Origin of the sequence: Acinetobacter sp. UC24323, from assembly GCF_024151445.1 — a bacterium.
Classification (GTDB): Bacteria; Pseudomonadota; Gammaproteobacteria; order Pseudomonadales; family Moraxellaceae; genus Acinetobacter; species Acinetobacter baumannii.
Genome location: NZ_JAHIBY010000009.1, coordinates 12,637 through 32,026, shown reverse-complemented (window position 1 = coordinate 32,026; position 19,390 = coordinate 12,637). Strand labels below are relative to the sequence as shown.

General features: G+C 39.8%; 15 protein-coding genes. 7 read left to right on the top strand and 8 right to left on the bottom strand.

Going from position 1 to position 19,390, the window contains the following annotated elements; genetic code table 11:
- Positions 1–33: 33 nt before the first annotated feature.
- The 4 genes from KNQ97_RS13185 to gudD all read right to left on the bottom strand — a co-directional run bounded on the left by KNQ97_RS13185 (position 34) and on the right by gudD (position 5,014).
- A complete protein-coding gene (locus KNQ97_RS13185) occupies positions 34–747 on the bottom strand; it encodes a FadR/GntR family transcriptional regulator (RefSeq protein WP_000092890.1) in 714 nt (237 codons plus the stop codon).
- Positions 748–988: 241 nt separating this feature from the next.
- Complete coding sequence (locus KNQ97_RS13180; RefSeq protein ID WP_253612334.1) at positions 989–2,575, bottom strand: aldehyde dehydrogenase (NADP(+)); 1,587 nt, start codon at positions 2,573–2,575, stop codon at positions 989–991.
- 30 nt (positions 2,576–2,605) lie between these two features.
- Positions 2,606–3,517, bottom strand: coding sequence for a 5-dehydro-4-deoxyglucarate dehydratase (gene kdgD / locus KNQ97_RS13175; protein ID WP_000339249.1), 912 nt, complete (start codon positions 3,515–3,517; stop codon positions 2,606–2,608).
- A gap of 162 nt (positions 3,518–3,679) precedes the next feature.
- Positions 3,680–5,014 (bottom strand): glucarate dehydratase, encoded by a 1,335-nt coding sequence (gudD, locus tag KNQ97_RS13170; RefSeq protein ID WP_000235919.1) that lies wholly within the window; start codon positions 5,012–5,014, stop codon positions 3,680–3,682.
- A gap of 285 nt (positions 5,015–5,299) precedes the next feature.
- On the opposite strand from gudD, the gene KNQ97_RS13165 reads away from it, so the two are divergent.
- The 3 genes from KNQ97_RS13165 (at position 5,300) to KNQ97_RS13155 (ending at position 9,298) form a co-directional block, all read left to right on the top strand.
- A complete protein-coding gene (locus KNQ97_RS13165; RefSeq protein ID WP_047480210.1) occupies positions 5,300–6,658 on the top strand; it encodes an MFS transporter in 1,359 nt (452 codons plus the stop codon).
- Between the two features lie 70 nt (positions 6,659–6,728).
- Positions 6,729–8,276: a galactarate dehydratase gene (gene garD, locus KNQ97_RS13160; protein ID WP_253612333.1), complete on the top strand. Its 1,548-nt coding sequence runs from the start codon at positions 6,729–6,731 to the stop codon at positions 8,274–8,276.
- A gap of 125 nt (positions 8,277–8,401) precedes the next feature.
- The gene (locus KNQ97_RS13155; RefSeq protein ID WP_253612332.1) at positions 8,402–9,298 is read left to right on the top strand and encodes a DMT family transporter; all 897 of its coding nucleotides are present in this window, start codon (positions 8,402–8,404) and stop codon (positions 9,296–9,298) included.
- A gap of 15 nt (positions 9,299–9,313) precedes the next feature.
- On the opposite strand, the gene KNQ97_RS13150 is transcribed toward KNQ97_RS13155, so the two are convergent.
- Complete coding sequence (locus tag KNQ97_RS13150) at positions 9,314–10,384, bottom strand: AraC family transcriptional regulator (RefSeq protein WP_253612331.1); 1,071 nt, start codon at positions 10,382–10,384, stop codon at positions 9,314–9,316.
- Positions 10,385–10,513: 129 nt separating this feature from the next.
- On the opposite strand from KNQ97_RS13150, the gene KNQ97_RS13145 reads away from it, so the two are divergent.
- Positions 10,514–11,974, top strand: coding sequence for a coniferyl aldehyde dehydrogenase (locus tag KNQ97_RS13145; protein ID WP_253612330.1), 1,461 nt, complete (start codon positions 10,514–10,516; stop codon positions 11,972–11,974).
- A gap of 82 nt (positions 11,975–12,056) precedes the next feature.
- Here KNQ97_RS13145 and KNQ97_RS13140 read toward each other — a convergent pair whose 3' ends face one another.
- The 3 genes from KNQ97_RS13140 to KNQ97_RS13130 form a co-directional block, all read right to left on the bottom strand.
- Complete coding sequence (locus KNQ97_RS13140; RefSeq protein ID WP_000042092.1) at positions 12,057–13,520, bottom strand: amino acid permease; 1,464 nt, start codon at positions 13,518–13,520, stop codon at positions 12,057–12,059.
- Positions 13,521–13,918: 398 nt separating this feature from the next.
- On the bottom strand, positions 13,919–15,013 hold the full coding sequence (gene astA, locus KNQ97_RS13135) for an arginine N-succinyltransferase (protein WP_253612329.1): 1,095 nt from the start codon (positions 15,011–15,013) through the stop codon (positions 13,919–13,921).
- On the bottom strand, positions 15,010–16,245 hold the full coding sequence (locus tag KNQ97_RS13130) for an aspartate aminotransferase family protein (protein ID WP_253612328.1): 1,236 nt from the start codon (positions 16,243–16,245) through the stop codon (positions 15,010–15,012). The genes astA and KNQ97_RS13130 overlap by 4 nt, the downstream gene beginning before the upstream one ends.
- 135 nt (positions 16,246–16,380) lie before the next feature.
- Here KNQ97_RS13130 and KNQ97_RS13125 point away from each other — a divergent pair, with 135 nt between their 5' ends.
- The 3 genes from KNQ97_RS13125 to KNQ97_RS13115 all read left to right on the top strand — a co-directional run bounded on the left by KNQ97_RS13125 (position 16,381) and on the right by KNQ97_RS13115 (position 19,351).
- Entirely contained in the window at positions 16,381–16,803 is a 423-nt protein-coding gene (locus KNQ97_RS13125; RefSeq protein ID WP_002001056.1) for an Lrp/AsnC family transcriptional regulator, read from the top strand.
- A gap of 318 nt (positions 16,804–17,121) precedes the next feature.
- On the top strand, positions 17,122–18,552 hold the full coding sequence (locus KNQ97_RS13120; protein WP_109090620.1) for a gamma-aminobutyraldehyde dehydrogenase: 1,431 nt from the start codon (positions 17,122–17,124) through the stop codon (positions 18,550–18,552).
- 28 nt (positions 18,553–18,580) lie between these two features.
- Positions 18,581–19,351 (top strand): nuclear transport factor 2 family protein, encoded by a 771-nt coding sequence (locus KNQ97_RS13115; RefSeq protein ID WP_001041177.1) that lies wholly within the window; start codon positions 18,581–18,583, stop codon positions 19,349–19,351.
- Positions 19,352–19,390 lie beyond the last annotated feature (39 nt).

The following is a 19,390-nucleotide window of genomic DNA, read 5'->3' as shown; positions in this document are numbered from 1 at the left end:
GCTCTCTTTTTTATCTTGATCTTAGCTCAAGCTTTACTGCTTAAACTTTTTAATACTCTTAGACAAATGAGCTCGCATCATTTGTCGGGCCAATAATCCGTCCTGATCGACAATTGCGTTATAAATATTGACATGATCATGGTGAACCGCTTTTAAATATTCTTCGCGATTTTCAGGACTTTGCTCAATAGATTTAACACGTGCACGTGGAATAATTTTTTCACCCAGATACTTCAAAAAATCAACGAAATATTGGTTTTCAGAAGCTTCAGCAATGGCAATATGGAAATCATAGTCAGCTTTTACCGTACCATCATTTGCATCTGAAGAAATATGTCGTTCAAAGTCTTCAAGCGCAGCTTTCATTTTATCGATGTGGATTTGCTTACGGCGCTCAGATGCTAAAAAGACAGCTTCAGACTCAAGGCTAATCCGAAGCTCAAGCAAGGAAATAATGTCATTAATGGTTTCTAAACTGGCATTAGACAACAGAAAATTTTGCTCAACTGTCTGCTCTTTGACAAAAGTACCAATTCCGTGACGAGTCTCGACAAATCCTAATGAACGCAACTCAGTAATTGCTTCGCGAATGACAGAACGGCTTACTTCAAAAGTTTCAATTAATTCAAGTTCGGTCGGGATTTTTTCTCCAACTTTAAATTCTCCAGACTGAATTTTTTCGATCAGTTGTTCTACAATAATCTGGCTTAGTTTTTTTGTTGATCTAGGTTTAATTGCGCTAGACATAATCTGAAGAACTCATGAAATGTTGAAAAAAATTATAAAATTCATTTTACTATAAACTTAGCCGATAGTCATATTCGGTTTTTAGACCCCTAAGTTATTAAAAATAAAATATTTTCTCTCACTTATTAAACCACCACTCATATTTAAAAAGTAAGCAATTTGTGCTTATTTAAATATTTAACAATTCTTTGAATAAGTTAAAAAAATGCAGCTCAATACTCTTGATTGAGCTGCACCATTTTTAAATTTGGGCCTGACTTAACCGCCCATTGACCAGACGAGTAATCTGTAGCGGATTACTGTCTTTTAATGCATCGGGCAATAATACTTGTGGCGTATTTTGGAAACATACCGGACGTAAGAAACGCTCAATCGCTCCCGTACCTACCGAAGTGCCACGGGCATCACTGGTTGCAGGGAAAGGGCCACCATGTACCATAGCATCCGATACCTCTACCCCTGTCGGGAAACCGTTAAACAATACACGGCCAGCTTTACGGGTTAACAAATCAAGAAGCTCGCCTGCCTTAGACAATTCATTTTCATCACCAATAATGGTTGCTGTAAGCTGTCCACCTAAAGCTTCAATACCCTTCAACAGAGTGGCTTCATCTTCGACCGCAATCACAATCGACATTGGCCCGAAAACTTCATGTTGTAGTTTTGGGTTACCTGACAATAAAACAGATTGGTCCGCTTTAAATAGATGTGCTTTTGCTTGAGAAACTAGCTCAGGTTCCTGACCCGATGCAATGATCTCAAAACCAGCTTCATTTATTAATGCATCAATACCAGTTCGATAGCTTTTTAAAGTACCTTCATTCAACATAACCTGAGGCACAGCTTTCTGCGTATTTTCAGCTAAAGCTGTAATAAAGCGATCAAACTCGGGGCCTTTTATACCTAAAATTAGACCCGGTTTTGTACAGAACTGGCCACATCCCATATTAAAAGAAGCAACCGTATCTTGTGCAATCTGTTCACCACGTGAATGAAGTGCTTCAGGTAAAACCACCACAGGGTTCACACTCGACATTTCAGCAAAAAATGGAATCGGCTGAGGACGGCTCTGCGCAAGGTTATAAAGCGCCATTCCTCCTTCAAGTGAACCTGTAAAACCGGCTGCCTGAATCAGTGGATGTTCTACCAAGTTTGCACCAATACGGCCACCAAAAATCATATTGAATGTGCCTTTAGGCATACCGCAAACTTCAATTGCTTTTTCAATGGCTTCTGCAACAAGCTCAGCAGTCGCCATATGGCCAGAGTGTGCTTTAAAGACAACCGGACATCCTGCTGCTAAAGCAGCTACGGTATCACCGCCTGCAGTTGAAAATGCGAGTGGGAAATTACTCGCGCCAAATACGGCAACTGGTCCTACCCCAACTTTATATTGACGCAAATCGACACGCGGCAAAGGCTTACGTTCTGGCAATGCCACATCAATACGGGCACCATAAAAATCGCCGCGGCGTAAAAGTTCAGCAAATAGTCGAAGCTGTCCAGTAACACGGCCTGTCTCCCCTTGAAGACGAGCAAGTGGCAAACCTGTTTCAAGTGAAGCGACCTCTTGCAGGTTGGCACCTAATGCTTCAATTTGGCGAGCAATTTCTTCAAGAAAAGAGGCACGTTGTTCTTGAGTCGTTTGGCTATAAACTAAAAAAGCGTTATGTGCAGCTTGAGCAGCCTGATCTACTTCTTCAAGTGTTGCCTGACTAAATACATAACCTGTTGGTTGATAGTCTTTTGCAGCTATACTTTCTAGAGCTGGTGCATTTACAGCAACGCGTTGACCATTAATAAACTGCCGACCGTTATTTTTACTCATTTTAAAGCTCCAATACCTAAATAGTTAGAATTATTGCGGACCAAGTGTCGCAATGAGAGCAGCCAAATCTTCATAGTCTGCTTGAGTTAAATCACTTAATGGTGGACGCACAGGGCCTGCATCATGCCCAACAATTTTGGCACCTGCTTTAATCATGCTTACCGCATAACCTGATTTACGGTCGCGAATTTTAATCAGTGGCAAGAAGAAATCTTTAATCAAACGATTGGTTGTTTCAAAGTCATCACTGCGAAGCGCGTTATAAAACTCCATAGCAGTCTTTGGAATAAAGTTAAATACAGCTGACGAGTAAACTGGGCAACCTAAGGCTTTATATGGCGCTGCAAAAACTTCTGCTGTCGGCAAGCCACCTAAATATGACAAACGGTCTCCAATAGTTTGAGTCACTGCCGTCATCATATCAATTTGGCCAGAGCTGTCTTTAAAACCGATTAAGTTCGGGCACATCTCGGCTAACTTTTGGATTGAATCGAGATTTAATCTTGATACGCTACGGTTATAAAAAATTACGCCAAAGTCTACTGAATTACATACTTGCTTAACATGTTCAATTAAACCTTCTTGGCTTGCTTCAGTTAAGTAATGCGGCATTAACAAAATACCGTGTGCTCCTAAGCGCTCTGCTTCTTTTGCCTGTTCAATCGCCTGACGTGTCGGACCACCTGCCCCAGCAATAATCGGTACACTACCTTTGCATGTATCTACCGCAGTTTTAATTACTTCAGAATATTCATTGCCAGTTAATGAGAAAAACTCACCTGTACCACCTGCAGCAAATAAAGCACTTGCGCCGTATGGAGCTAACCACTCAAGACGTTTTGCATAAGAAGACTTATTAAAATCTCCGTTTTGATCGAAATCTGTTACCGGGAAAGACAGTAAACCATCAGAAATAATGTTTTTTAACTCAAGAGCATCCATTTGCAAGTTTCCATACGTATTTATGTTGTCAGACATCTTACATCATCAATCTAATTTCTTTCAATATCTTTTTTCTTTTTAAAATTAATTTTTTTATAGCAATAAAAAAGCTGCCCCAAAGGACAGCTATCAATTCAATATTTAAATACGAATCGAGTCAGATTAACGAACCAAACATGGCTTTTTATTATTAAAAGTCCAATTAGGAATCAGAAATTGCATCGCATCCGCATCATTACGAGCTCCTAAACCTTTTAACTTATAAAGTTCATGGGCTTGATTAATTCGGTCCCAATCAAGTTCGACGCCAAGTCCCGGTGCTGTTGGTACCTGAATTTTACCGTCTTTAATTTCAAGCGGTGCTTTAGTCAGTTGATCTGTACCTTCTTGCCAAATCCAGTGCGTATCAATTGCAGTCACATTACCCACGGCAGCCGCTGCAACATGGGTAAACATGGCAAGGGAAATATCAAAGTGATTATTTGAATGCGATCCCCACGTTAAGTTATACATTTTACATAACTGAGAAACACGCACCGAACCTTCCAATGTCCAGAAATGCGGGTCAGCTAATGGAATATCAACAGCTTGCAATTGAATACTATGCGACATTTCCCGCCAGTCGGTCGCAACCATATTCGTGGCGGTCGGTAACCCCGTCGCTCGCTTAAACTCAGCCATAATTTCACGGCTTGAATAACCTTGCTCTGCACCACACGGGTCTTCCGCATAGGCCAGCACACCTTTTAAATGTTTACCTAAAGCAATTGCTTCATCTAAAAACCACGCACCATTTGGATCAAGCGTCACACGTGCATCCGGGAAACGGCGCGCGATAGCTGTAACAGCTTCGGCTTCTTGTTCGCCCTGTAATACACCACCTTTTAATTTAAAGTCTTTAAAACCATAACGGTCATAAGATGCTTCTGCTAAACGCTGCACAGCCTCAGGTGTTAACGCTTTTTCATGACGGACTTTATACCAATCATGGTTATGTTGAGGTGTAGTCGCATAGTCTAATGAAGTCTGTTTGCGGTCACCAATAAAGAATAAATACCCTAATACTTCAACTTCACTACGTTGTTGCCCTTCACCAAGTAAACTTGCGACATTCACATTTAAATGCTTACCAAGCAAATCAAGTAATGCTGACTCATAAGCCGTTACAACATGAATTGTGGTACGTAAATCAAAGGTTTGATTGCCTCTGCCACCACTGTCACGATCGGCAAAATTTTGCTGAATTTTTTTGAGCAAATTTTTATATTCGCCAATCGGTTGTCCTTCTACCAAGGCTTTAGCATCATTTAGTGTCGCTAAAATTTTTTCTCCGCCCGGAATTTCACCTACACCAATATTTCCAGAATTATCTTCAATAATGAGTATATTACGAGTGAAATAAGGTCCATGCGCACCACTCAAATTGAGCAGCATACTGTCATGTCCGGCAACAGGGATTGCTCGAATGGATTTAACAATAGGTGTAGAGGTCGCCATTAAAATACTCCTTGGCATACTGATACTATTTTTTCATCACCAAAACTTATAAGACATCAGACAACTTGTCAATATAAACTCGCACAAAAATTATTTTTCGAGCCTACTTGCCAAAATAATATTTTTAATCATATGATGTCATACATCTAAAGGCGCGGTTTTAGAATTAGGACTATAGAGTAGATACAACATTCCGTTTTCTCATCTATTCTATCGATGAATTTGACATGACGTCACCTATTTCACGGATATGCAAATAGGTCGATTATTAAAAAGAGTTTGTATATGGATAATCTGCAAACAAATATTGCTGTAGTGACTCAGCAAAGAGCCAAGCATACAAAAACTCGCTATTACATTCTTGCGATGATTTTTTTGGTCACGGCTTTTAATTACGGTGATCGTGCAACTCTCTCAATGGCAGCAACGCCAATGTCTCATGAACTGGGAATTGACTCAGTCACTATGGGATATATTTTCTCGGCCTTTGCATGGGCCTATGTGATTGGTCAAATTCCAGGTGGCTGGCTACTCGATAAGTTTGGTGCTCGCCGTGTATATTTCTGGAGCCTGTTTTTATGGTCTTTGTTCACTGTTTTAATCGGTTTTACCGACATTTTAGGTGATACTGCGACCATCATTACTTCACTCTTTATACTCAGATTTTTAGTCGGTTTGTCTGAGTCACCTGCTTTTCCGGGTAACAGTAAAATTGCTGCTGCATGGTTTCCAACCAAAGAACGTGGAACTGCCGCTGCCATTTTTAACTCATCCTCTTATTTCTCGACCGTACTTTTCGCTCCCCTCATGGGCTGGCTTGTTGCAACCGTCCACTGGCAGTCTATTTTCTGGGTCATGGGTGGTTTAGGAATCATTCTTTCCTTTATCTGGCTCAAGGTCATTTATAGCCCGACCAATCATCCAACAGTAAATCCTGAAGAAGTAAAATACATTGCTTCAGAAGGTGCTTTACTCGATATGGGCGAAAACAGCCAAAACGCTAAAAAAGAGAAAATTACTTGGAGTAAAGTTAAACAACTGCTTGCTTCACGTATGATGCTCGGTATTTTTATTGGTCAATATTGTGTAAATACACTGACCTATTTTTTCTTGACTTGGTTCCCTGTTTACCTTGTCAAAGAAAGACATCTCAGCATTTTAGAAGCGGGTTTTGCAGCGGTTGCACCAGCACTCTGTGGCTTTGTAGGCGGAATTTTAGGTGGCTTAATTTCAGATAAGTTAATTCGAATGAATTACAGCTTAAGCTTTTCGAGAAAGCTCCCTATCGTAGTCGGCTTCTTGGTCTCAACCTCAATCATTATGTGTAATTACGTCGACTCTCAAGCAGCAATCGTATTCTTTATGTCCTTATCATTCTTCGGTAAAGGAATTGGCTCTTTAGGTTGGGCTGTGATGTCTGACGTTGCACCAAAAGAAATGGTTGGTTTATCAGGTGGAATGATGAATGCATTTGGTAATACGGCAGGAATCGTGACCCCAATTGTGATCGGCTATATCTTGGCAAGTACTGGTTCTTTCAACCTTGCATTAACTTATGTCGGTGTACATGCCATCGCAGCTGTCATTTGCTATACCGTTATTGTCGGCAAGATTCAGCGCTTCGAGTTAAAACCTACCTCTTAAACCTTTACACCATAACGCTTAACTAACTTAAGCGTTATGACCTCTCTTCAAATGTATACAAGGAACGATCATGCTGAAGCCTCTCCTAATAAGAATCAGTCCTCTCGATAATGTAGCCATTGTAGTCAATGACGGTGGCTTACCATCCTCTACATATATTGAAGAATACCAACTCACCTTGGTTGATGAAGTACCACAAGGACATAAGGTTTTATTGGAGCCGTTAAAGCAAGGTGAAGCAATTGTTCGTTATGGCGAAATCATTGGCTATGCCAACAAAGATTTACCCGTAGGTTCTTGGGTAAATGAAGCCGTTACCCAAATGCCAGAGGCACCTGAGCTAGATACTCTTGAGTTAGCAACTCGCCCCGACCCCAAGCTTCCTCCACTGACCGGATATACATTTAAAGGTTATAAAAATAAGGATGGCAGCGTCGGCACAAAAAATATTTTAGGTATTACGACCAGTGTTAACTGTGTAGAGGGTATTGTCGATTATGTCGTTAAAATTATTGAACGTGATTTACTTCCAAAATATCCAAATGTAGATGGTGTAGTTGGATTAAACCATTTATATGGTTGTGGTGTAGCAATTGATGCACCCGCTGCAATTGTTCCTATTCGTACCATACATAACCTTGCACTCAACCCTAATTTTGGTGGAGAAATTATGGTGGTAAGTCTGGGCTGCGAAAAAATGCAACCCGAACGACTTTTAAATATTCCTAAAGAAAACAAATATATTCCCCTAGCAAACGAAGATATTATTCAATTGCAAGATGAGCGCCACAACGGTTTTGAAAGTATGGTGAACCATATTTTAACCGTGGCAGAACAACACCTTGAAAAGCTTAATCAACGTACTCGAGAAGAAGTTCCAGCCTCTGAATTAGTTGTAGGCATGCAATGTGGGGGGAGTGATGCATTTTCCGGAGTTACCTCTAACCCTGCCGTTGGTTTTGCAGCTGACCTGATTGTGCAATGTGGCGGCACCGTCATGTTTTCGGAAGTTACAGAAGTCCGCGATGGTATTCACCTACTTACTCCACGTGCAGCAAATGAACAAGTTGCCAAAGATCTAATTCGGGAAATGAAATGGTACGATGACTACTTAGCAGCAGGCCAAGTGGACCGAAGTGCCAATACCACACCCGGCAATAAAAAAGGTGGACTGAATAACATTGTAGAAAAAGCGATGGGATCGATCGCCAAATCGGGCCGCTCACCGATTGTAGAAGTTCTCGCACCGGGCCAAAGACCAACTAAAAAGGGTTTAATTTTTGCGGCAACACCATCAAGTGACTTTATCTGTGGTACGCAGCAAATGGCATCTGGTATTACCGTTCAAGTCTTTACCACAGGTCGCGGTACACCCTACGGGCTGGCAGCCGTACCTGTCATTAAAATGGCAAGCCGAAACAATATTGCAAACCGTTGGTATGACCTGATTGATATCAGTGCCGGCGATATTGCGATTGGAAAGAAAACTATTGAAGAAGTGGGCTGGGAGCTTTTTGAAATGATTTTACGCGTGGCTAGTGGTGAGCAGCAAACGTGGTCGGACCGTTGGGGTATTCATAACTCACTCGCTGTATTTAACCCTGCACCAGTGACCTAATAAGGTTTAGAAGATGAGGTTATATCACTTCATCTTTCTTATTTCCCCTATTAATTACGACACATTTCACTAAAACTTAACAGCGCTGCTAAAATAACATCGAAAATTAAGAACTGTATTTCTCTATGCAAAATCAGACTGCTTCAAACCTCCCCTCTACACAACTTGGAAAAGCACTGCTTTGTCTTATGACGTCGGCATTATTATTTTCCATTATGGGTGTGTGCATTCGTTTTGCTTCACAAACGGTAGACAACGCGACCGTCGTATTTTTTAGAAATGCAGTAGGTTTATTTATTTTTATTCCAATGTTGTTTAAACAGGGTTTAGACTTTATTAAAACCGATAAACTCTGGATGCACACGTGGCGAAGTCTAGTAGGACTTGCTGCAATGTATGGTTTTTTCTATGCCATTGCGAACTTAAAACTCTCAAATGCCATGGTTTTTAGTTATTCATCTCCTATCTTTATTCCACTGATTGCATGGTTTTTCTTAAAAGAAAAAATTACCAAATCGATGATTTTTGCCGCTGTGATTGGGCTCATTGGGGTTTTATTTGTCGCTAAACCCGATCAAGGTCTATTTAACGCATTATCTTTTATTGGCTTGGGTGCATGCTTTTTATCAGCAATGGCCTTTGTCACCGTAAGAGCTTTAACCAGTACAGAGCCGCCTGAACGTATTGTTTTTTACTTCTGTGTTTTTGGTAGTTTAATTTCCTCTATTCCCATGTTCTGGCATTGGCGTATTTTCACTTGGTATGAACTAGCACTACTCATTGCCGCAGGACTTTTAGCAAACATTAGCCAACTATTTATGTCTTATGCTTACAGCTTAGCACCAGCAGGACAAATTGGCCCAATGAACTATATTGCTATTATTTTTGCAGGAATTTGGGGATTTGTTTTTTGGCATGAATTACCAGATCTATTCAGTATTATCGGCATTTTTATTATTTTATTTGCGATTTTGCTCTGTAATCCATTTTTGCAGAAAAAGTTACTCTCTCGATTTAAATAATAAACAAACCTTAATCTAATTTAGGTACTGTATTCGATACTCATTTGGTGAAATGCCTGTCCAGTGACGGTAGGCTTTTCGAAAGTTAGAAGTATCTGAAAAGCCAATTCTCTCAGCAATTTCATCTATGGTTAAAGTTGTCTCTCGCAAATATTCATCAGCAAGACGGCGCCGAGTCTCATCTAACAATTCTTGATAGGTTAAATCAAAACCTGCCAAGCGCCGGTGTAAAGTACGCTTTGAGATATGTAAACGTTCAGCCATTTCTTGAGCTGATGGAAAAAGCCCTGTTCCATCCAATAGTATTAAACGAATCGTTTTCACCAACTCAGGCTCTTCAAGTTCAGCAGCGCCTAGCATCCGCTCACAAAACGACTTACACATGTCCGCAGTAATCGGGTTGGCATTTGGGCAAGGTACATCGAGCCACTTTAAATCAAAGTGCCATTGCATCACCCCAGTATTAAACTGAACGGGACAATGAAAAAATTTTTCATATTCTTCTGCATAGTCAGGCGCTGGGTATGGTAATAAAAGCTTCTTCGCTTGAAATGGTCCTTCAAGCACTCGTTCAATTAAGGTTTGCATAGAGCTAAACCAAAACTCGCACACTAAAGGTAAAAGCTTACCCAGTGCAATAATGTCCTGCCCTTCAAAAAGGGCAACGTCATCCCGAATATAAAAAGACTTCTTTAAAATAGGTCCTGCAAGCTTAATGTGTCGAATACCAAGCTCTACCGCTTGTCTAAAATTACGTGAGGAATACAACGCATAGCCATACACTCCAAAATCTGACAATCGCTGCTTTTGCCCTGCGCGCAGACCAATGAGTGGATCATTTGATAGTTTTTGAATATTTTGAAATAGCTGAATTTTTTGAACTTGAGAAATATATAAAGAGGATTGATTTATCTCATCTGTTGAAATATTCGTGCCAGATAAAACATCGGATATTGAATGGCCTTGCAAACCCATTTCATCAAATAAACTGGTTAAACCTAGCAAATATGTATTGGCACCTAAGAGTGTATTATCATAATTTCCTTCGATAATAGCATTTGTATTTTTATAAACATTATTAGGCATTTAATTCACACCATCCCTAGAGTGACGTGCATAATGGCACTAAACTACCTCTTGTTGTCTCAATTTAACATCGACCATATGACGCTTCAAGCATAAAGTATGATAAGCAAAAGTATGGAAGGAATAATAATGGAACAGTCCACCTTAAAAGAATATAGCGGCTCTGCCACTGAACATATGGAACTTATTTTTTCCAAACAACGTGCCAATTTTGAAGCAGATCCTTACCCAAGTCTTGAAGCACGCCGTACAAGTCTGCATCAACTTAAAAAACAAATTATTCGTTATCAAGATGCTTTAGCTGCCGCGATTAATGCTGACTTTAGTTCAAGATCACTCGATGAATCTAAACTACTAGATTTGCTTGGCTCCGTGTTGGAAGCTGATCATGCGATTCATCATTTACGCCGCTGGATGCGTCCAAGTAAACGCCGTACCGAGCTTTTATTTTTATCAAACCGTTTAAGTGTGCAATACCAACCTAAAGGTGTGGTTGGTGTCATTGTTCCTTGGAATTTCCCCGTTTATTTAGCACTTGGCCCACTCATTGCCGCATTAGCTGCAGGCAACCGAGTCATGATTAAACTCCCTGAAATTACACCGAATACCAATGCAATGCTAAGACGCATGCTTGCTGAAGTCTTTAATGAAGATGAAGTGGCGGTTTTTGGTGAAGAAATTACAGACCCAGCAAGATTTACCTCTTTACCATTTAACCATATTGTCTTTACTGGCTCGCCAGCGATTGGCAAAGTCGTCATGCGAGCAGCAGCTGAAAACTTAACACCTGTTACACTTGAGTTAGGTGGTAAATCACCAGCCATTGTGAGCCGTAATTACCCACTTGCCGATGCGGCAAAACGTATTACCCATGGCAAAGCAACTAATAGTGGTCAAATCTGTGTAGCGCCTGACTACGCGTTGGTTCCCAAAGAAAGTATTGATGAATTTGTTGAAGCTGCGAAATCAAGCTTTATAAAAATGTTTGGTCACGACATTGAAAATAATGAGAATTACACATCCATTGTGAACGACCGCCATTTAAAACGTATTCAAGATATCTTGACCGATGCGCAAGAAAAAGGTGCTCGTATTATTCCTTGCGACACTTACAGCTTCGATCAACAAGGCCGCAGGATGCCTGTGCACATTGTGCTGAATTGCACGCCAGATATGCGCATTATGAAAGAAGAACTCTTTGGCCCTATTTTACCTGTGGTGGCTTATGATTCTTTAGATGATGCGATTACCTATGTGAAATCGGACGAACGACCTTTAGCGCTTTATTGCTTTACACATAGCTCGATAGAACGTGATCGTATTTTACGTGAAACTCATTCGGGTGGTGTGACCATCAATGACTGGGGTTGGCATGTAGTTAACCATGATGCTCCTTTCGGGGGTATCGGCAACTCAGGTATGGGGTCATATCATGGCGAAGAAGGTTTCCGTGAACTTTCACATGCAAAAACTGTTTTTATTCGCCATCGTTTTTTCCCGACTCAGCTTTTCCACCCTCCTTATGGAACATTCCTACAAAAATTAGCGATTCGCTTTTTCTTGAAGAAAGGCGATCCAACTATTAATTAAAACCCAATAAAAAAGCCTCGCAATGAGGCTTTTTTATTGGGTTTTAAATAATAAGATTTCTAATAAAATCACTAAAAATGATTTAAATATAATCAACCTTTTGAGCTTTTAAAATATCAAGCTGCAACATCTTTTTCTTTTTATATTTATAGGCAATAAATAAACCAATAAACCAGATTGGTGAACACTCAAGTGCAATTAAAGTATCATGATCTAAAGCCAAAATTACGATAGTAAACACTAAAAACAACATAGTCATCCAAGCCATAAATAATCCACCCGGCATTTTATATTTTGACTGGATGTGTAGTTCAGGGCTTTTCTTACGATAATAAATATATGAAAGCACAATCAACATAAACGTAAAAATACATAAAATTGAAGTGAGCGCTGAAATAATCGTAAAGGCGGTCATGACATTAGGCACAATAAATAAAATAGAAGTACCAACCGTTACGCATGCCATTGAAAATACGAGTCCGCGAATTGGAACTTTTCTTTTTGACAGCTTACTAAAGCTTTTAGGTGCATCGTTGTCTAAAGCCAAACCATATAGCATACGACTGGTTGCAAAGATTCCACTATTTGCAGAAGATAAAGCCGAAGTCGCAACAACAAAGTTGATTAAACCCGCCGCAATTGGTAATCCAACCAAGGTAAACATTTCTACAAATGGGCTCTTTTCTGGTGAAACTTTTGCCCAAGATGTGACTGCAATAATACAAACCAATGCGCCTACATAGAATAATAAAATGCGTAAAGGAATAGAGTTAATTGCTTTCGGAAGTGAAGTATGCGGGTCTTTGGTTTCAGCAGCAGTCGTACCGACAAGCTCAATACCCACAAATGCAAAGATGGCAATTTGAAAGCCTGCCAAGAAACCTGTTACACCATAAGGAAACATTGATTCTGTTTCAAACAAATGACTCATTGAGGCCTTAACACCATTTGGTGAAGTAAATCCAGTCCCAATTAAATAAATTCCCGCCAGAATAAACAGAATAATTGCAGTAATTTTGATGAGGGAGAACCAAAACTCAAGTTCACCAAAAAGCCGAACGGCCACAAAATTGAGTATGGTTAAGATCGCCAATGAAGTAAATGCCGGAATCCAGACGGGTAAATCTGGATACCAAAACTGCATGTACCCTCCGATCACGATTACATCGGCAATCGCAGTAATAATCCAGTTACACCAGTAGGACCAACCAAGGAAGAACCCCGCCCACGGACCGAGATAAGCCGTTGCAAAATCGGCGAATGTTTTAAAATTGGTATTCGCAAGCAACAATTCACCCATTGCCCGCATCACGAAGAAAAAGAAGAAACCAATAATTAAATAGGTTAAAACAATTGAAGTACCCGAAACACTTAATGTTTTCCCGGAACCCATAAATAATCCAGTACCAATTGCACCACCGATTGCGATCATTTGAATATGACGATTTGTCAATGAGCGCTGCAATTTCTCTTCTTCTTGCTCAGTCATATGTTGACTACCAAGAAGATCTCCTTCCAGGAATTGCTTTCCGTTATTCTTACTCATGTAATATTTACTCCAATTTATAGCAACCGTCGTAAATGCTTTAATAATAAATAAATTATATGATTATTAATTTAGTCCATTAAACCATTCTAAAAATATTATTAAATCACTTAAGACCTTATAAATTCCTTTTTAAAAGCCATCACCTATAACAATAAAAATTATTCATCATTCCTTTCCTTCATTATTATATTAGCCTGCATTTAAAAATATAATTTTGAAAAATTCTTAAAATATATAAATTAATTACACATTTTATTGAATTATCTTTTATATAATAAAACAGGCTAATTAATCCCAGCTCAGCGAGCAAGATTGTATTTATCCATATACCCATCTTGCGCTAGCGATAATATAGTATTCCTTCTTAAATTTGGTGAAATGTATAGTATTTCTGTTTAATTAACAGCCATTCGCAAATGTTCTGTTTCTTTAAGTTTGTTCACTATCTGTGGGTTCGAGTCCTGTTTAACATGGACGCTTAACACACGGACTAAACCACCATTTTCAGCATTTAATTGTTTTGCTTGTGCTTTTGTTATTTGCAATGACTCCTGATAAGGTGTGCCAAATACAAGAATTGCTCGATAATTTTCATAGTTATCGTTGGCCACAATATAGGGTTCATCACCTAAACTAAGAGGAATAGACTCTACAACTTGTACAGTTAAAATCTGGCTTTCTTTAATTGCTCTTAAATTTTCAATATCTGCTTGCAGCGTTGCACCACCATCAAAAATATCTATATAGCCTTTGTAGCGTAGTCCTTCTTCAAGCAAGAGATTGTAGGCTGGTCGAGTATTGGGATGAACAATACCAATCGCGGCTTTAGCATCATCAGGCAGCATATCGACATAGAGGGGATGTCTCGGCATCAACTCAGCAATAAAAGCCTTTTGCCCCACTCCACTCAAATAATCGGCTTTGGTAAATTCAATATTAAAAAACTTATGCCCTACCGCATTCCAAAATGGTGATTGCCCATTTGCATCAGAATAGCCGCGCATTTCAGCAACAATCGTTTCTTCAAAATATTGGCGAAAGGCAGAGAGAAACAAAAAACGGACTTTAGATAAAAATTTGCCATTTTTATTTAAGCGATAGTCAGGATCTAAAAATAAAGTACAAAGCTCACTACAGTTAGTATGGTCATTACTCAAATACAAAGTAGGTAAAGCGTTATAAACACTTAACGGTTCTGAAGCATGAACTTGGATTCCTACATGGAAATTGTACCAAGGCTCTTTTAAACCAAGTGCGACTTCAATTCCGCAAACCCCGACAACTTTGTTGAGTTCAGTATCTTCTAAAACAAATAAGTAAACCTGATCTGCTTTTGGAAGTTCACCTGCTACGGTTTTACAGGCCCGTTCAATACGTGCAGCCAACTTTTCCATATTTGGCTGCAAAGATGTCAAACCAAAACCCGCTTTTTGCGCCAACAGGTAAAGGTCATTAATATCTTTAGGTTCAATGTAGCGAATAATCATCATGCTGCTTGTTCATCCTTTTGAATTTCCACAAAGCGAGCAAGCGCACGTTCAAAGCGTTTTAAACCTTCATCAATATCAGCAAATGGAACGATTAAAGAAGGTGTAAAACGGACTACATTTGGACCAGCAATCAGACTCAATAATCCTTCTTCACCCGCAAGGTTATTAATATCTTTTGCTTTACCAGCAAACTCGTCTTTTAAAACACATCCGAGCAATAAACCACTGCCACGAATTGCTTTAAAGACTTTATATTTTTCATTTAATTGATTTAAAGCGTTTTTATAGTAGTCGTGACGCTCTTTAACGCCATTAAGCACTTCAGGCGTATTAATAAACTCGAATACAGCGCCAGCAACCGCACTTGCTAACGGATTACCACCATAAGTCGTACCATGTGTGCCTACAGAAAAATGCGGCGCAAATTTATCAGTTGTTAACATTGCACCGACCGGGAAACCACCGCCCAATGCTTTTGCAGTAGTTAACACATCTGGAATCACACCGTAGTTCATGTAGGCATACAGTGCACCTGTACGACCAACACCAGTTTGTACTTCATCAAAAATAAGTAAGGCACCGAACTCATCACATAGCGCACGCAAACCTTTTAAAAATTCGATCTCAGCAGGAATAACGCCGCCTTCACCTTGGATTGGCTCAACAATGACTGCACAAGTTTGCTCATTAATGACTGCTTTGGCAGCTTCTAAATCATTAAAGGCAACGTGATTAATGCCATTTGGAAGTGGTGCAAAGTCTTGTGAATATTTAGGTTGACCACCCGCTGAAACGGTAAATAAGGTACGGCCGTGGAAAGCATTGTTAAATGCCACAATGCCACTTTTACCTGCAACACCGCTGTCGAGTCCAACTTTACGCGCAAGTTTTAATGCTGCTTCATTCGCTTCAGCACCTGAGTTACAGAAGAAAACCTTGTCTGCAAATGTATTTTCGGTGAGTTGTTTAGCAAGGCGTAGAACAGGTTCATTGGTATAGCCGTTACCGACGTGCCAAAGTTTTTTTGCTTGTTCTGTTAACGCATTGACTGCCACTGGATGCGCATGACCTAATGCATTTACTGCAATCCCGCCTGCAAAATCGATATATTCTTTATTTTCTTGATCCCAGATACGTGAACCTTCACCACGTACCGGAATGAAATTTGCCGGTGCAAATACTGGAACCATCCACTCGTTAAAGTCACCACGAGAAACTGCAAAATTATTCATCTTATCTAGTCCATTAAATTGAATTATTCGGGTTAACTGATGACCTTATTATTCAAAATCAAATTGATTCACAAAATTTGTAATTCAGTAAAAAATGAATTATTTTTTACCAATCTGATAATTGACAATTACATTATGGACAATATTGATCAAATTATTTTAGGTTTACTTAAAGATAACGCACGGATGTCTGTAACCGAATTAGCTGAAAAAGTTCACGTCTCAAGAGCAACGATTAAAAAGAGAATGGAGTATCTTGAATCCTCGGGCATTATTACCGGATATACGGTTCGTTTTAAACCAAATGCGGAACGGAATGTCATCCGTGCATGGATGAGCATTATGGTCGAAGGCACCAAAGCACAGTCTGTGATTAAAGAACTACGCCTAGAAAGTGCGGTTGAATGTCTACATAAAACCAACGGTAAATGGGATATTTTGGTTGAGCTACGTTCCGACACTTTAGAAAACTTCGATAAAGTATTAGAGAGAATTAGAAATATTTCAGGTATTTACAATAGTGAAACTAGTATTTTACTTGCTAGCCATAAGACCTAATCACTGCGTTCAAACTTAAATCAAGCATGGAGTGAGCCAACTTACGGCTGAGCTCATCCATTCCCTTTCATTCAAAAATTTCTCTATGGCCGCTCGTTAAATCTAAAAGTGCCATCCTCATGATGAACCTATTCTAACAATCCTCAATAAATTTTTAATTTTTTTAAATAATCAAAATCAAAAACTTAAAATCTAATTTGATTTAAATTCCCCCTTTTTCACTCACTCCCCCCCATCAAAGCATTTGACAGAAAATTTAAAACATAATACATATAGTATTATATGTTATATGTTAAAACCTAAGGACAAGGTATAAAAATGGCTAAAACTCAACTACAACACTTCATTAACGGCGAATATGTTGCTAGCAAAGGAAATGATTTCTTCGATTTGGTAAGTCCAGTCACTGGTGAAGTCTATGCACAATCGCCGAATGCGACCGAGGCAGAAGTTGATGCAGCTTATGCTGCTGCAAAAGAAGCATTTAAAATTTGGGGACGTAGTACACCTTCGACTCGTCAAAAAGCATTACTTCACTTGGCAGATGCCATTGAAGCAAATGCTGACCGTTTAATTGAAGCGCAAAGCCGCAATACAGGTCAGTTAAAACATTTAATTGCATCTGAAGAAGTAGGTGCATCGGCAGATCAAGTTCGTTTCTTTGCAGGCGCTGCCCGCTTACTCGATGGCACAGCAACTGGAGAATATTTAGAAGGTTTAACTTCTTCTATTCGCCGCGAACCAGTCGGCGTGGTCGGCCAAGTTACACCTTGGAACTATCCACTCATGATGGCGGTTTGGAAAATTGCTCCTGCTTTGGCAGCGGGTAATACTGTCGTATTAAAACCAAGTGACACCACTCCTGAAAGTACCCTTTTACTTGCAGAAATTGCTGCACCATTTTTTCCGAAAGGTGCATTTAACGTGGTGTTAGGCCAAGCGCAAGTCGGTTCAAAAGTTGTATCACACAAAACCCCTGCTCTTGTTTCGATTACCGGTTCAGTTCGTGCCGGATTACAAGTTGCTGCTTCTGCTGCTGCAAATTTAGCAAAAGCTCATCTTGAACTTGGTGGTAAAGCACCTGTACTGGTTTTTGAAGATGCAGACCTTGATAAAGCCGTTGAAATGATCGCTTTAACCGGCTATTTCAACGCAGGCCAAGACTGTACTGCTGCAACACGTGTGATTGTGGCTGAATCTGTTCATGACGAGTTTTTAGCTAAACTCGTTGAAGCTGCAAAAAATACCCGTTTTGGCGATCCAGATGATCAAGACGCGCTTTATGGTCCACTTAACAATGCCAATCAATTAAAGAATGTTAAAGCGTTTATCGACAACTTACCTGCTCACGCCAAAGTTGAAACAGGCGGAAAACAGGCAGACCGCCCAGGCTTCTATTTTGAACCGACTGTTATTAGTGGCCTAAAACAACATGATGAAGCTATTCAAAATGAAATTTTTGGACCAGTGATTACCGTTCAGAAATTTACCGATGAAAATGATGCCATTGAAAAAGCCAACGATGTTGAATATGGCCTAGCTTCAAGTGTTTGGACCAAAGACCATGCTCGTGCAACACGCCTATCACGTGAACTTGATTTCGGTACAGTTTGGATTAATACCCATATTCCTTTAACCGCGGAAATGCCACATGGCGGCTTCAAAAAGTCAGGATATGGTAAAGATTTATCTGGTTACGGTTTTGAAGAATATACCCGTGTTAAACATGTGATGAGTTCAAACGAATAATAACAATGCGTTTTGAAAGGAGATCAAAATGAATAAGCAAGAAATGAAAGACTTGGTGACTAAAGCCCATCACGAACTCTTTAATTTGCATGACACCACTGCTCTAGACCGTTATTTTTCTGAAGACTTTATAGAGCACTCACCACTCGTTGCAAATGGTATTTCAGGTCTTCGTCAATTGGTAGAAGATTGTCCCGATATGCAACACGAAGCTGTACGTGTACTAGCAGATGGTGATTTGGTTGCAATTCATGGCCGCTTTCAAGGCTTAGATGAAAACCCATTGGTTGGTTTTGATATTTACCGAGTAAAAGACGGCAAAATTGTCGAGCATTGGGATGGTCTTGTGGCAGAAGCTGCACCGAATGTAAGCGGTAGAACTCAACTAGATGGTCCGACTGAAATCGTAACTCACCATGACCCAGAGAAAAACCGCGAGATTGTGACGTCTTTCTTCAAGAAGTCATTAATTGATGGAAATTATGAAGCCTTTAAAGAATATACCGACGGCGATCAGTTCATTCAACATAGTCCAGATATTGGTGATGGCGTTAAAGCCGTGATTGATTTTTTGAACAATATCCGTAATGAAGGACAAGGTTTGGTATACTCAAAAACGCATCGCTCCATTGCTGATGGTCAATTTGTATTGACACATTCCGAAGGCAGTATTGCCGGAAATCGACATGCCTATTTTGAACTATGGCGTGTAGATAATGGCAAAATTGTTGAACTTTGGGATGCAATACCTGCTGTGCCTGAAGATGAACAGGCTGTCCATGGTTATGGCGTGTTTTAATAACTATTTATCCGCTTCATTAAGCTAAGTCTTTTGACT

Excerpts from the sequence above, each read along its gene's own strand:
- KNQ97_RS13185 (WP_000092890.1), bottom strand. The coding sequence starts at position 747 with ATGTCTAGCGCAATTAAACCTAGATCAACAAAAAAACTAAGCCAGATT.
- KNQ97_RS13180 (WP_253612334.1), bottom strand. The coding sequence starts at position 2,575 with ATGAGTAAAAATAACGGTCGGCAGTTTATTAATGGTCAACGCGTTGCT.
- kdgD (WP_000339249.1), bottom strand. The coding sequence starts at position 3,517 with ATGGATGCTCTTGAGTTAAAAAACATTATTTCTGATGGTTTACTGTCT.
- gudD (WP_000235919.1), bottom strand. The coding sequence starts at position 5,014 with ATGGCGACCTCTACACCTATTGTTAAATCCATTCGAGCAATCCCTGTT.
- KNQ97_RS13165 (WP_047480210.1), top strand. The coding sequence starts at position 5,300 with ATGGATAATCTGCAAACAAATATTGCTGTAGTGACTCAGCAAAGAGCC.
- garD (WP_253612333.1), top strand. The coding sequence starts at position 6,729 with ATGCTGAAGCCTCTCCTAATAAGAATCAGTCCTCTCGATAATGTAGCC.
- KNQ97_RS13155 (WP_253612332.1), top strand. The coding sequence starts at position 8,402 with ATGCAAAATCAGACTGCTTCAAACCTCCCCTCTACACAACTTGGAAAA.
- KNQ97_RS13150 (WP_253612331.1), bottom strand. The coding sequence starts at position 10,384 with ATGCCTAATAATGTTTATAAAAATACAAATGCTATTATCGAAGGAAAT.
- KNQ97_RS13145 (WP_253612330.1), top strand. The coding sequence starts at position 10,514 with ATGGAACAGTCCACCTTAAAAGAATATAGCGGCTCTGCCACTGAACAT.
- KNQ97_RS13140 (WP_000042092.1), bottom strand. The coding sequence starts at position 13,520 with ATGAGTAAGAATAACGGAAAGCAATTCCTGGAAGGAGATCTTCTTGGT.
- astA (WP_253612329.1), bottom strand. The coding sequence starts at position 15,013 with ATGATGATTATTCGCTACATTGAACCTAAAGATATTAATGACCTTTAC.
- KNQ97_RS13130 (WP_253612328.1), bottom strand. The coding sequence starts at position 16,245 with ATGAATAATTTTGCAGTTTCTCGTGGTGACTTTAACGAGTGGATGGTT.
- KNQ97_RS13125 (WP_002001056.1), top strand. The coding sequence starts at position 16,381 with ATGGACAATATTGATCAAATTATTTTAGGTTTACTTAAAGATAACGCA.
- KNQ97_RS13120 (WP_109090620.1), top strand. The coding sequence starts at position 17,122 with ATGGCTAAAACTCAACTACAACACTTCATTAACGGCGAATATGTTGCT.
- KNQ97_RS13115 (WP_001041177.1), top strand. The coding sequence starts at position 18,581 with ATGAATAAGCAAGAAATGAAAGACTTGGTGACTAAAGCCCATCACGAA.